The organism is Frondihabitans sp. OV104, from assembly GCF_057787745.1.
In genome coordinates, this window is sequence record NZ_CM173541.1 from 3,202,725 (window position 1) to 3,215,782 (window position 13,058).

Annotated in this window: 14 protein-coding genes; 6 read left to right on the forward strand and 8 right to left on the reverse strand. The window is 72.2% G+C overall.

What is annotated here, in order from left to right; genetic code table 11:
- Positions 1–42: 42 nt before the first annotated feature.
- Positions 43–945 carry a hypothetical protein gene (locus tag AC3CBB_RS15075; protein WP_488625227.1) on the forward strand — a complete coding sequence of 301 codons (903 nt, stop codon included), beginning with the start codon at positions 43–45 and terminating at the stop codon, positions 943–945.
- Positions 946–1,012: 67 nt separating this feature from the next.
- Here the strand turns inward: AC3CBB_RS15075 and AC3CBB_RS15080 are convergent, their stop codons facing one another.
- Positions 1,013–1,582 (reverse strand): GIY-YIG nuclease family protein, encoded by a 570-nt coding sequence (locus AC3CBB_RS15080; protein WP_488625228.1) that lies wholly within the window; start codon positions 1,580–1,582, stop codon positions 1,013–1,015.
- Between the two features lie 91 nt (positions 1,583–1,673).
- Positions 1,674–2,150, reverse strand: coding sequence for a DUF4383 domain-containing protein (locus AC3CBB_RS15085; RefSeq protein ID WP_123506706.1), 477 nt, complete (start codon positions 2,148–2,150; stop codon positions 1,674–1,676).
- A gap of 133 nt (positions 2,151–2,283) precedes the next feature.
- Here AC3CBB_RS15085 and AC3CBB_RS15090 point away from each other — a divergent pair, with 133 nt between their 5' ends.
- Positions 2,284–3,033 (forward strand): phosphatase PAP2 family protein, encoded by a 750-nt coding sequence (locus AC3CBB_RS15090; protein WP_488625229.1) that lies wholly within the window; start codon positions 2,284–2,286, stop codon positions 3,031–3,033.
- A gap of 9 nt (positions 3,034–3,042) precedes the next feature.
- On the opposite strand, the gene AC3CBB_RS15095 is transcribed toward AC3CBB_RS15090, so the two are convergent.
- Positions 3,043–3,744, reverse strand: coding sequence for an SOS response-associated peptidase (locus AC3CBB_RS15095; RefSeq protein ID WP_123506708.1), 702 nt, complete (start codon positions 3,742–3,744; stop codon positions 3,043–3,045).
- 81 nt (positions 3,745–3,825) lie between these two features.
- On the opposite strand from AC3CBB_RS15095, the gene AC3CBB_RS15100 reads away from it, so the two are divergent.
- From AC3CBB_RS15100 to AC3CBB_RS15115, 4 genes are all read left to right on the forward strand, one after another.
- On the forward strand, positions 3,826–5,013 hold the full coding sequence (locus AC3CBB_RS15100) for an ROK family transcriptional regulator (RefSeq protein WP_488625230.1): 1,188 nt from the start codon (positions 3,826–3,828) through the stop codon (positions 5,011–5,013).
- Positions 5,010–6,539, forward strand: a complete 1,530-nt coding sequence (locus tag AC3CBB_RS15105; RefSeq protein WP_488625231.1) for a GMC oxidoreductase — start codon at positions 5,010–5,012, stop codon at positions 6,537–6,539. Before AC3CBB_RS15100 ends, AC3CBB_RS15105 begins: the two co-directional genes overlap by 4 nt.
- A gap of 103 nt (positions 6,540–6,642) precedes the next feature.
- Positions 6,643–7,608 (forward strand): sugar phosphate isomerase/epimerase family protein, encoded by a 966-nt coding sequence (locus AC3CBB_RS15110; protein ID WP_488625232.1) that lies wholly within the window; start codon positions 6,643–6,645, stop codon positions 7,606–7,608.
- Between the two features lie 44 nt (positions 7,609–7,652).
- A complete protein-coding gene (locus AC3CBB_RS15115; protein WP_488625233.1) occupies positions 7,653–8,489 on the forward strand; it encodes an SDR family oxidoreductase in 837 nt (278 codons plus the stop codon).
- A 126-nt stretch (positions 8,490–8,615) separates the two neighbouring features.
- On the opposite strand, the gene AC3CBB_RS15120 is transcribed toward AC3CBB_RS15115, so the two are convergent.
- The 5 genes from AC3CBB_RS15120 to AC3CBB_RS15140 form a co-directional block, all read right to left on the reverse strand.
- On the reverse strand, positions 8,616–9,902 hold the full coding sequence (locus AC3CBB_RS15120; RefSeq protein ID WP_488625234.1) for an MFS transporter: 1,287 nt from the start codon (positions 9,900–9,902) through the stop codon (positions 8,616–8,618).
- Complete coding sequence (locus AC3CBB_RS15125; RefSeq protein WP_488625235.1) at positions 9,899–10,702, reverse strand: HAD hydrolase-like protein; 804 nt, start codon at positions 10,700–10,702, stop codon at positions 9,899–9,901. Before AC3CBB_RS15125 ends, AC3CBB_RS15120 begins: the two co-directional genes overlap by 4 nt.
- Before the next feature lie 33 nt (positions 10,703–10,735).
- A complete protein-coding gene (locus AC3CBB_RS15130) occupies positions 10,736–10,996 on the reverse strand; it encodes a hypothetical protein (RefSeq protein WP_488625236.1) in 261 nt (86 codons plus the stop codon).
- An 80-nt stretch (positions 10,997–11,076) separates the two neighbouring features.
- Complete coding sequence (gene nucS, locus AC3CBB_RS15135) at positions 11,077–11,772, reverse strand: endonuclease NucS (protein WP_123506715.1); 696 nt, start codon at positions 11,770–11,772, stop codon at positions 11,077–11,079.
- Positions 11,773–11,802: 30 nt separating this feature from the next.
- Positions 11,803–13,056 (reverse strand): MFS transporter, encoded by a 1,254-nt coding sequence (locus tag AC3CBB_RS15140; RefSeq protein ID WP_488625237.1) that lies wholly within the window; start codon positions 13,054–13,056, stop codon positions 11,803–11,805.
- Positions 13,057–13,058 lie beyond the last annotated feature (2 nt).

Consider the following 13,058-nt stretch of genomic DNA (forward strand, 5'->3'; position numbering starts at 1 on the left):
GCGCACCGGGCGAGTGTCGGTGGCTCGACGTAGCCTGCCCGCGTGCCGGAGCCGATCGCGAGCTGGTGGGCGCGACGACAGCTGTCGCGCCGCTCCGCCATGCCCTACGCCGTGGGCGACTACCGCGAGGCGTGGTCGTACTACCCGGCACTGGTCCGCCAGTACCGGCCCGAGTACAACGGCGGCATCGTGCTCAGCCAGATCCCGCCCGCGGCCGACGTCTTCCTGTGCTGGGAGTGCGAGCTCGGCCACGTCTTCGTCGCGACCCCCGACGAGCAGCGCGGGCGCCCCGGTCCCCAGCGCCGCCGCTCGGCCTGGTGTCCGATGTGCACCGAGCAGGCGACCCCGACGCGGGTTCCGGGCATGCCGTTCCTGCCCTCGCTGAATTGGCGGGCGCAGCAGCTCGAGGCCCCGCCGAGTGCTCCCGCACGCCCTGCCCCGGTGCGGGCTCGGCGCCGGCCCGCCGCCGCCCGGCCGAAGCAACTCTGCTCGAAGACGCCGTCCGTCCCCGCCGGCGAGCCGTTCGCGAGCCTGTGCGCGCCGGCGCCCGCTTCGGCCGCCGAATCCGACGTCCGTGCCGAGCTGGCCGCCCGCCTCGAGTTCACGGCGGGGCTCAACGCCGTGCGCCTCCGGGGCCCCTTCTTCGACCACCTCGAGGCCTGGCCCGACATCCTCCTCCCCGAGCTCCGCGTGGCCGTCGAGTACGACTCGACCGGCCGGCACGGGCTCGAGCATGTCGGCAAGCGCGAAGACGCCGACCGCCGCAAAGACCGTGCGCTCCGGGCCGTCGGGTGGGAGGTGGTCCGGATCCGCACCGGCCGCCTGCTGGCGCTCGGCCCCCACGACGTGCTGGCGTCCGGCCCGTCCAAGACCACCCTCGCGCGCGTCGTCGACGAGCTCCGGGCCATCCGCGGCGACCTCATCGTCGACGCCTACCTCCGCTGAGCGCCGCCGGCGTCCGCTGTCCGCCGTCCGGCCGCCCCCTCCGCCCGCCCGGCCGCCCGCCGACGGGTCAGACGCGGCGCGCCAGCGCCTCGCTCACCCACCGGGCGTGGAGCGCCCACGGGTCAGGGTGCCCGGCGCCGACCTCCTCGACGTGCCGCTCGAGCTCGGGGCCGGCCGCGAACCACTCCGTGCGGTCGAACCGGAGCGCGGCGAACTGCTCGTGCCGCGCCGCCTCCACCCGCCGGTCGCCGCGCTCGAAGGCCAGCAGCTGCTCGTGCCACAGCCGGGCCATCCGCTGCCGCGGGTTCGCCGTGGTCCCGATCTTGATGCGGTCGCTGAAGCGGATGTAGTAGACGACGTCGACGCGGGGCGGCGGCAGCTCGCCATCGGGGAGGTCGCCGTACCTCCACTCGCAGACGGCGCAGAGCCAGCCGGTCGGGAACCGCAGGCCGAGACGCGCCCCGCACGCCGGGCACGCCGACGGCAGCGCGTCGGGGGCTCCGAATTCGCGGCCCACCCACTCGGCGGTCAGGGCCAGGTGTGCCGTGCACAGAGGCACCGGTGCGCCGGGGGCCGCGAGGTCGGGGCACGGGGCGGTGGCGGTGGTGGCGGCGCACCGCAGTTCCTGCGCGGTCATGGCCTGACCCTAACCGGCACCCCCGACACCAGGAACGCCCCCCGACACCGATGATCTGCGGCGTCAGGGGGCGTTCTCGGTGTGCTGAGGCTCAGGCCTCTTCGTAGTCGCTGCCGAAGAGCGCGAACTGGCTCGTGGCGAGGGCCGCGATCAGGATCGCCAGGCCGAGGCAGAAGTCGAGCGCGAAGTCGTTGAGGTTCGCCGAGAAGATGTTTCCGCCGAAGTCGCTGTTGCCGAACAGGAGGTTGTAGAGCCACAGCGTCATCAGGAAGCCGCCCGCGCCCACGATGTACAGCGTCGCTCCGGCACGCGAGCGAGGCGCGCCGAGGCCGGCCAGGCCGACGATGATGAAGAGGACGTTGCGGAGCACGGTGGTCTGGAAGAGGCCGAAGATCATCGCGTGCGAGTCAGGGCTCGCGAAGGTGATCGTGCCGAGGTCGGTCGTGACGCCGGGGATGAATCCGAGGATGCCGAGCACGAGGAGGAGCAGGCCGACGACGAGGGCGCAGACCTGGGCAGGACCTGCGGCGTAGCCGTATCGGATTCGCGGGGCGGTGACGGTGGTCATGGGGGCGGTTCCTCTCTGTTGCACTCAGCAGTGACCATTCTTCACCCAGGAACTGCCTTCCGGTGACCACTCTTCGACCCGGGCCCCTCGCCGCCTGGGGCAATTCTGGGAGACGGCGCGCGACCCTCCTCCCATGAGCACCCTCAGCCGCCCCCGCAGCCGTCACTCGACCCGGCCCGCCGTGCAGCGCAACCTCGTGACCCGGACGGTGCTGGGGGCTGCGGCTCTCGTCGCCGTGTGCGTCGTCGGGTTCGTCATCGTCTCGTCGCCCGCGCACTCGACCTTCGACCTCGGCGTCGACCAGTGGCTCAGCGCCCACCACGAGGCTCCCCTCGTCGCGATCGCCACCGCCGTCCACTGGCTCCTCGATCCGCTGCAGGCGATCCTGCTGACCCTCGTCGCCGTCGTCGCCATCGCCCTCCGGACGCGCGACCTGCGCCGAGCCATCGGCTTCGGCGCCGTCGTGGCCGTCAGCTGGGTGCCGAGCGATCTGCTCAAGCTCGCTGTCGACCGGGCCCGACCCGCGGCGTCGTCGCTGGCCCACCCGTTCACGCCGGCGCAGCTCGACCCGTCGTACCCGAGCGGCCACGTCGTCTTCGCCGCGTCGCTCGCCATAGCGGCCTTCCTGCTGCTGCGCACGGGCGACCCCCGCCGCCCGGTCGTCGCCGTGATCGGGGCGGTGCTGGTCGGGGTCGTCGCGGGGAGCGTCCTCGTCATCGGCATCCATTTTCCGAGCGACGTCATCGCGTCGATGGCGTGGGCGCTCGGGGCGACGACGCTGATCCGCGTCGCGTATCTCCGGCTCGTGGGGCCCTGGCTCGACTCGCGCTTCGACGAGGTCACGAAGGGCCTGGCGTCGGTCGACGACGAGCTCGAGTCGTAGGAGCCTCCGTCAGCCGAGCGGCTCGATCAGCTCGGGCCCGTTGTTCTTGACGCTGTTGGCCGCCTTCGAGACGGCGTAGTGCGCGAGGGTGTGCGCGACCTCGAGGCTCCGGGCGTCGAGCAGGGCGAGGGCGTCGTCGGCGCCGACCGCCGGGTCGAGCCAGGCGTCGTACGCGTCGGGTGTCAGGCAGGCGGGCATGCGGTCGTGGACCTCGCCGGGCGCGACGTGCGCGTCGCGGGTGATGATCGCCGTCGAGATCACCCACCGGTCGGGGTCGTCGTCGGCTTTCGACCTGTCGGGCCAGGCAGTGACGATGCCGGCCATGGCGAGGGCCCCGTCGGGCTCGTGGATGTAGTGCGGCTGCTTGCCGTCGTCGGTCAGCACCCACTCGTAGTACCCCTGGGCCGGGATGATGCAGCGGCTCGACGCGAACGCCTTGCGGAACATCCCGCTCGTGGCGACGGTCTCGATCCGTGCGTTGATCGGCTGCGGGCGCTTCTTCAGGTCGGGGTACCACGCGGGCACGAAGCCCCACCGCGGCGTGGCCAGCTCGCGCTCGCCGTGTCGGAGGCGGACGGCGGCGACCGGGTCGGTGGGCGCGACGTTGTACGACTCCACGAGGTCCGGCCCGGTGCTCGGCAGACTCAGTCCGCTCAGCAGATCGGGCAGGAGATCGGACGTGGCTCGGGCTACGACGAAGCGACCGCACATGCGGACAGTCTGCGCCCACCCTCCGACATCGGCTCGACGGGGGTTCTCGAGATAATGCGACTTATCCGCAATAATGGCCGCATGCCAGGTCTCGATCAGACGGCCGTGCGTCGCGTGAACACGGGCGTCGTGCTCCGCGCCCTCGCTGACGCCGACGCCGACGTCACTCTGCAGGAGCTGGTCTCGGCGACGGGACTGTCGCGCCGCACGATCGAGCTGATCCTCGGCGAGCTCGCCGCCGACGGGTGGGTCGCCCTGGCCGTGCCGACGGTCAGCGGCGGAGCCGGCCGACCGGCCAAGCGCTTTGGGTTCGAGTCGAGGCGCCTCGTCGTCGCGGCCGTCGTGCTCGACAGCCACAGCGCGGTGTCCGTCATCGCCGACCTCCGCGGGGGCGAGCTGGCGCGTGCGGCGGTGGCCCTTCCCGACGAGTCGCGCGATCCTGCGCTGACGGTCGCTCTCGCCTCCGACGCCGTTCGACGCGCCCTGGCCGAAGCGGGCGTGGCACCCGAGCGCCTGGCCGCCGGAACCGTCGCCGCCGGCGGCGTCATCGACGCGCGAGGCGTCGTGGGCCGGCTCGTCAACGCGCCGCTCTGGTCGGGGTTCGCGCTGGCTGCCGCCTTCGAGCGGGCGCTGGGCATCCCGTTCGCCGCCGAGAACGACGCCAACCTCGCCGCCCTGGCCGAGCACTGGGCGGGCGCGTCGATCGGCCGTCCCGACAGCGCCTGGCTGATCCTCGGCCACCGCACCGGCGCGGGCTTCCTGCTCGGCGGCGAGATCCACCGCGGCCCCCGAGGCACCGCGGGCGAGCTCGTCGAGTCGCGGGTCCTGAACCTGCACGGCGTCCCCGACGAGTCGATCCGCTCCCTCACGTCGCCCATCGAGGCCGACCGGCGGCGCGCCCGCGAGGCCGTCGTCGCCGCGGCCGCGGGCGATCCCCGTGCCGTGAGCGACGCGCGGGCGTTCGCCGAGCAGATCGCCGACGTGATCGACGTGCTCACCTGGACGATCGCACCCGAGACGGTGGTGCTCGGGGGAGGGCTGGAGGTCGGCGCCGGCGTTCTGGTGCCGCTGGTCTCCGAGTTCCTGCGCGATCGCGGCACACCCGAGGTCGAGCTCGTCGCCACCCGCCTCGGCGGCGAGGCGCCACTCGTCGGGGCGGTCCGGCGGGCCCTCGTCGACGTCGACTCGTGGCTGTACTCCGCACCCGGCGCGCAGCCGCCGCGATCATCCGAACCGAGCCGAGACGAACCACGGGAGCTACGCCGATGACCGAACCCGACCTTCCCGCCGACTACCTGGTGATCGGCAGCGGGATCATGGGCAGCATCGTCGCCCGGCAGATCCGCGCGGCCGAGCCCTCGGCGACCATCGTGATGGTCGACGGCGGTCGGCCGATCGGGGCCCGCGGCGGCGTGCACCTGCACGACGTGGCCGAACCCGAGATCTGGGAGCTCTACAACTCCCGCGTCGAGAGCGGGATCCAGGGCTTCTACGCCGGCGCCGCACCCGTGCTCTCGACGGCTCGCGGCGTCTCGGACCTCGAGTCGGGCATGCACCTGCTGTCGACCCTCGGCGAGCACTCCGGCGCGATGCCGAACGCCGCGGCCGCCTGGAACGTCGGCGGCATGGGCTCGCACTGGACTGCGGCGACGCCGTGGCCGTGGGGCCACGAGGTGTTCGGCGAGGGCGAGCCGTGGCGGGCCGACCTCGAGACCGCGTGCACGGCCCTCGGCGTGACCGACCCGGCGCTCGGCCCGACCGCCGTCGGCGACATCGTGCTCCGCGAGCTGCAGGGGCTGTTCGCGGGTCGCGGCCCGGCCGAGCGGGCTCCGCAGACCATGCCGATGGCGGTGCAGCCGTCGGCGAGCGGCATGCTCGCCCGCACGGGCCCCGCGACGATCTTCCCTCCGATCGCCGACGGCGGGGCGCACTTCACTCTGCTCGCAGGAACTCTGGCGACCGCCATCGAGCACGACGGAACACGGGCCCGTGGAGCCCGGCTCCGCGACACGGCCACGGGTGCGGAGCGCTTCGTCGCGGCCCGCGCTGTCGTCGTGTGCGCCGACACCTTCCGCACGCCGCAGCTCCTGTTCGCATCGGGCATCCGGCCGCCGGCGCTCGGCCGGTACCTGAACGAGCACGCCTTCCTGACCGGGCGCGTGCTGCTCGACCTCGAGCGCTTCGGCCTCACGCGGGCCGACCTGCCTCCGGTGCGCGACGGGGAGTTCGCGACGGACTCGCTGTGGCTCCCGCAGAACGGCGCCGAGCAGCCGTTCCACGGGCAGATCATGAACACCACCTATGTCGACGACGGCGGCGCCGCGCTCGCCCACTCGGTCGGCCTGTCGCTCTACACACCCGTCGAGTCGCGGGCCGAGAACCGCGTCGTCTTCCGTGACGACGATCTCGACCTGACCGGGATGCCCCGCTTCTCGATCGAGTTCTCGTACAGCGACGCCGACCTCGCCCTGATCGAGGCGGCCCGCGTCGAGATGGCGCGCGTCGCCGCGGCCTTCGGCGCGTTCGACCCCGACACGGAGTCGGCACTGCTCCTTCCGGGCTCGTCGCTGCACCAGACCGGGACCGTCCGACTCGGGCCGGTCGACGACGGTACGTCCGTCTGCGACCCCGACGGCCGGGTGTGGGACTTCGACAACCTCTTCGTCGCCGGCAACGGCGTGATCCCGACCGCCGTCGTCGCGAACACCACGCTGACCGGGGCCGTCACCGCCGTGCGTGCCGCGCGCGCCGCCCGCCGCGTGGTCGCCGGTGCGGCCGCAGCGCCCCTCGTCTGACCCGCACCACTCGTCTGACCCGCACCACTCGTCTGACCCGCATTGGCCCGGCCGACGTCGCCGCCGCCCGGGTCGCACTCACCGCCCTACCGAGGAGAACCGCATGACCGCCATCCCCGTCCGCCAGAACCGCATCGCGCTCAACGCGATCCAGTGGATCAACATCAAGGCCGACCCGACGAACCCCGACAGCGAAGACCTCTGGCGCTACGCCGACCCGACGTTCCGCGCCGACTACCCCGGCGTCCTGGCCGAGATCCGCCGCTCGGGCTTCTCGGCCGTGATGATGGAGGTCCTCGCAACCCAGACGCTGCAGGACTTCGGCCGCATGATCGCCGACTCCGGCCTCGAGCTGGCACCCGGCTACGTCGGGGTCCCCATCCCGCGCGACCACGGCGTGACCCTGGCCAAGGGAACCGGCGAGCGGATCCGGTGGTTCGACCTCGTCCGCCGCCGCGCCGAGGAGTCGAACACGGTCGGCCTGGAGACGGTGTTCATCGCGCCCGAGGTCTCGTGGGAGCCCGGCTTCGTCCGCACCCTCGACGCCGTCGGAGTCGGCGCCGGGTTCGATCAGGGGCGCCTCGACGAGCAGATCGAGTTCGTCGGCGAGGCGGCGTCGATCCTGCAGGCGGAGGGCGTGCGCGCCGGCCTGCACAACCACGTCGGAACCTGGATCGAGACCGAGGACGAGATCGAGCAGACCCTCGCGGCGATTCCGGCCGACCTGCTCGGTGCCTCGTTCGACATCGGCCACCTCGCCTGGGCCGGCATCGACCCGGTCGAGATGATCATGCGCCACAGCGACCGCGTCATCGACCTCCACATCAAGGACCTCGACATGGCCATCGCCGATGCCAGCCGCGAGACGCCGACCTCCTACCGGAAGGCGACCGACTCGGGCATCTTCCTCGAGCCGGGCCTCGGCACCCTCGACATCGTCGGTTCTCTCGCGGCCCTCCCCGCCGACTTCGACGGCTGGGTGATCGTCGAGGTCGACCGCGCGAGCATGGACCCGAGCGCCTCCGCCGACGTCAGCTGGAAGTGGGTCGCCGAGAACGTCCCGGCGTAGGGTCCGGTGCTGTGGCGGCGCGGATCGAGTGCTTGACTGACGTCATGACACCGACCCTCGCCATCACCGGCTCCACCGGCAACATCGGCGGCGCCGTCGCTCGAGCGCTCGCGGAGACCGGGCTCGCCCAGCGCCTGATCGTCCGGACGCCGTCGCGCGCCCCCGAACTGCCCGCCGCGTCGATCGCCGTCGCGACGTACGGCGACCACGCCGCCTCGGTCGCAGCTCTGCAGGGCATCGACGTGCTGCTCATGGTGTCCGCAGCGGAGGCCCCCGACCGGCTGGCGCAGCACCTCGACTTCGTCGACTCCGCCGTCGAGGCCGGCGTCGGCCACATCGTCTACACGTCCTTCGTCGGAGCCGCCGAAGACGCCGTCTTCACGCTGGCGCGCGACCACTGGGCGACCGAGCAGCGCATCCGCGAGTCGGGGGCGGCGTTCACGATCCTCCGCGACAGCTTCTACCTCGACTTCGTGCCCGAGCTCGTCGGAGACGACGGAGTCATCCGCGGGCCGGCCGGCGAGGGCCGCATGTCGGCGGTCGCCCGGGCCGACGTCGCCGCCGTCGCGACGGCCGTGCTGCGCGACTCGGCCGCTCACGCCGGAGCCACCTACGAGCTCACCGGCCCCGAGGCGTTCTCGCTCGCCGAGGCCGCCGCGGTGGTCTCGAGCGTCACCGGCCGCACCGTGACATTCCATGACGAGACCCTCGACGAGGCATACGAGTCGCGCCAGAAGTGGAACCCCGAGCCGTGGCAGGCCGACGCCTGGGTCTCGACCTACACCTCCATCGCCTCGGGCGAGCTGGAGGCCGTGTCAGGCGACGTCGAGCGCGTCACCGGTCGTGCCCCGCTCTCGCTCGGGCAGTTCCTGCGCCTCTGACGCCAGTCAGCCCCGCCGAATCGGCACGACCCCGTCTGCGCGCAGGAGGGATCGAGCCGAAACGGCGGGCACAAGCGCGAGCGCAGGAAGGCGGGGCGCAGGAACGCAGGGCGCAGGAACGCGGGTCTACCGCACCTTCCGCGCCGAGAGCACCCCGCTCACGCCGAGAACCAGCACCGAGACGAACACGACGATCATCGGCGCAGCCCACGAGCGGGTCGCGTCGTGCACGCCGCCCACCACGAGCGGGCCGAGCGACGCGAGCGCGTAGCCGCCGCCCTGCACGAGCGCGGACAGCCGCCGGGCTTCGACGTCGCTCGTGACCATCCGCACGATGATGATGAAGACGATGGTGATGCCGCCGCCCTGGGCGATCCCGCCGAACAGCGACCAGACGAACCAGAGCTGCGGGGCGAAGAGCAGCCCGAGCGGCATGAACAGCCAGAGGGTCGCGACCAGCCCGATGATGTACACGGGCCGCCAGCGGAGCGACAGCAGGGGCACGCCGAGCGCCCCGACGACGGCGAGGATCTGGAAGATCGACGAGCTCGCGCCGGCCCCGGCCCGCGAGAGGCCGACCTCGTCGTGCAGCAGGGTGGGGATCCAGGCGGTGAGGCCGTAGTAGCCGAACGCCTGGCCGGCGAAGGCGAGGGTGAGGCCCCAGGTCGTCCAGCGCCTGAAGAGCGAGGTCGTCGGCGGCCGGGCGCCGGCGCTGACCACCGGGATGCTCGCGGTGATGACTTCGACCGGGCCCGTCAGGAGTTCCTGCGCCCGGTTCTCGCCGGTGCCGCGGAGGGCCGAGCGGAATCCGATGGCGACGATCCAGACGGCGCCGGCGATGATCGCGAACGATCCCCAGACCACCAGGGCGAGGGGCCAGCCGGTGGACGCCGCCAGCGGCGCGGTGCCGAGCGACGTGATCATCGAGCCGATGTTGAGAGCCGACGTGTAGACGCCGGTGATGAAGCCGGCGCGCTCGGGCGAGAAGTCGCGGCGGATGATGACCGGGAGCACGACGTTGCCGACGGTGATCGAGACGCCGATCACGATGGTTCCGATGATGAGCCAGGTCTGGGTGCCGAGCGAGCGGAGGATGGTGCCGACGACGATCCCCAGCAGGCCGACCGTGACGGCGCGCTCGGCGCCCAGGCGGCCGATGACCGCCGACGCGAGCGGGCTGGCGACGGCGAAGCAGAGCACGGGGATGCTCGTCAGCAGGCCCGCGACAAGGGCCCCGAGCGCGAGGTCGGACTTGATGTCGTCGAGCACGGGCGCCGTGGCGACGATGGGGCCGCGCAGGTTGAGAGCGATCAAGACGATCGCGAGGGTCAGCATCCAGGCCGCCGGCGACTTCGCGGCGCGACGGACGGCGTCGCCTGTGCGGCCGCCGCCAGTCGAATCGGCCGCGCTCATGCCGGGTTCGCGGTGGGGGCGACCCCTTCGGCGTCGGTGTCGTCGGTGCCGGTCGGAACGCTGCCGGTCGGAACGCTGCCGGTCGGAACGCTGCCGGTCGGAACGCTGCCGGTCGGAACGGCGTCCGCGTCACCGGAAGCGGGGAGCCCGAGCAGCTCCGCGAGCTCGTCGGCCGTGTCGACGACGGCGACCGCGCCGACCTGCTCGGCGGGGGAGCCGTAGCCCCAGGTGACGAAGATCGTGGGCACGCCGTGGGCTGCGGCACCGTCGACGTCGTGGTGGCGGTCGCCGATCAGGACGGGACGCGAGACGTCGACACCGAGGGCGCGAAGGCGGGCGAGCGCCTCTTCGACGACGTCGGCCTTGGCGCCGCGCTTCTCGTCGTCGCTGGCGCCCGTGATGACGTCGAGGTAGCGGCTGAGGCCGAAGTGGTTCAGCATCATGGTGGCCGGCGTCTCGGGCTTCGAGGTCGCCGTCGAGATGGGGATCCCGGCCTCGTGGACACGGCGGAGCAGGTCTTCCATTCCCGCGAAGATCACGCTGTCGAGCGCCCCGCCGGCCAGGTACTCGCCGCGGTACAGGGCCATGGCGTGGTCGAGCTCGTCGCCCGTGATGCCGAGGTGCCTGGTGAAGCTCTCGGGAAGCGGCGGGCCTACCCATTCGAGGAGCTCCGCCGGTGTCGGCACGGCCTCGCCGAGCTGTGCGAGGGTGCTGGCCAGGGTCTTCGTGATGCCGGGTGCGGAGTCGGCGATGGTGCCGTCGAGGTCGAACAGCACGGCCGAGTAGGGGAAGTCGCTCATCCCCTCCAGCCTACGGTCTGGCAGGGGAGCGGATCAGCGGACCTCGTGGAAGGGCCAGCGACGCTTCGACGTCGTGTCGTCGTCGAGCATGCGGAGGATCAGTCGCGCGACGGAGCCGCCCATCTCGGCGACGATCTCACGCTCGGCGGTGGTCAGCTCGTCGACCGTGAGCGGCTCGGTCTCGGAGAGGACGGGTGCGGCGGGCCGGCGGCGGCGGGTCGCGATCGGGGCGACGACGTGGCGGGAGAGCGGGGAGGCGGTCGAGACGAGCTGGTCGAAGAGCGGAGTGGACATGAGAGAGCCTTTCGGATTGTGTATTTCACATCCTACGAGGTCTCTCCACGAAGTCAATACTGTATTTCAGAAGCCGATCGTCAGAACAGGCGCGAGTGTCCGTCGTCCATGCCGCGCATCTCGTCGTAGTCGAGCACGACGCAGCGGATGCCCCGGTCTTCGGCGAGCGTGCGGGCCTGCGGCTTGATCTCCTGAGCGGCGAACACGCCCTGCACCGGCTTCAGGTGCGGGTCGCGGTTCATCAGCTCGAGGTACCGGGTGAGCTGCTCGACGCCGTCGATGTCTCCACGCCGCTTGATCTCGACGGCGACGGCGCCGCCCTTCGCGTCGCGCGCCAGGATGTCGACCGGCCCGATCGCGGTCATGTACTCGCGGCGCACCAGGGTGTGACCGTCGCCCAGCACCTCGATCTGCTCGGCCATCAGCTTCTGCAGGTGCGCCTCGACGCCGTCCTTGACCAGGCCGGGATCGATGCCGAGCTCATGAGCCGAATCGTGCAGGAACTCGTGGATCGACACCAGGAGCACGTCGTTGGTCTTGCCCTGCGTGACCTTCCAGAGCTCGACGATCCCGGCTTCGCGCTGGTCGTCGTCGGGCTCCTCCGTCGTGATGCTGCACGGCGGGCTCATCCAGTTGAGCGGCTTGTAGCTGCCGCCGTCGGAGTGGACCAGCAGGCTGCCGTCGCTCTTCACCATCAGGAGGCGGGTGGCGAGCGGGAGGTGGGCCGAGAGGCGCCCCGCGTAGTCGACGGAGCAGCGGGCAATGACGAGACGCACGACGACGAGCCTAACGCGCGGCCGGGGCGGCTAGTTCTCGACGGGGCGGCGCCGCGACGGCTCGCGCGCGGCACCCGATACGAGCCCGGCGACGACGATCAGCGCGAACACCACGAACAGCGAGTGCAGCAGCCCGAAGCGCTCGCCGAGCACGCCGATCACCGGCGGCAGGGCCAGGAAGGCGACGTAGCCGATCGTGGCGACGGCGCTCACGCGGGCCGCCGCGTTGCGGGAGTCGTCGGCGGCGGCCGAGAGGCCGACCGGGAAGCCGAGAGCGGCCCCGAAGCCCCAGAACACGACGCCGATCACGGCCAGCCACACGACCGGCGACAGGATCACGAGCAGCAGGCCCACGATCGCCGACACGGCCGAGAGGCGCAGCATCAGCACACGGCCGTACCGGTCGATGAGCGGCGAGCCGGCGACGCGTGCCACGGTCATCGCGGTCAGGAAGACGAAGAGGATGCTCGATCCGGCGGCGTTGCTCACGCCATGGCCGTCGACCATCGCGAGGGCCAGCCAGTCGTTCGCCGAGCCCTCGGCGGTCGACATGCCGAGCACGATGAGGCCGATCAGGATCGTGCCGGGTGTGGCCCAGATGGCCAGGCGGCCGCGCCACGAGCTCTCGGCCGCGCCGGCGGCGTCGGTCTGGGCGGCGTGCCCGAGCTCCTCGGACTGGAAGCGGCGCACGAAGACGACTCCGGCGACGGCGATCACGACGGCGACCGTCGAGACGTGGACGGCGACGGGCAGCGACAGCCGCTCCGCACCGGCGCCGAGCAGAGCCCCGACCATCGTGCCGAGGCTGAAAGAGGCGTGGAAGAGCGGCATCACGGTCTTGCCGAGCACGCGCTCGCAGGCCGCGGCCGAGACGTTCATCGCGACGTCGAGCGTGCCGTTGCCGAAGCCGACGATCGCCATGCCGACGAGGATCGCCCAGAACCCGGCGCCGAGGGTGGCGCTGATGCCGGCCACGATCAGGCCGACGGCGACGACGAGGAGCGCGCCGGTCGCGGTCTTCTTCGCACCGAACGAGGCGATGATGTGGCTCGACGAGATGACGCCGACGATGGCTCCGACGCTGATGCCGAACGCGAGGAACCCCATCTGCAGGGTGCTGGCGTGCAGCAGGTCGCGGATCGACGGCACACGGCCGAGCCAGGTCGCGATGGCCAGGCCCGACAGGGCGAAGATCACGAAGAGGGCATTGCGCCAGCGGACCACGTCGCGCCGGGTCAGGCCGCCGTCGTAGGTGCGGGTGTCGAGGGAGGAGGGGGTCGCCATCG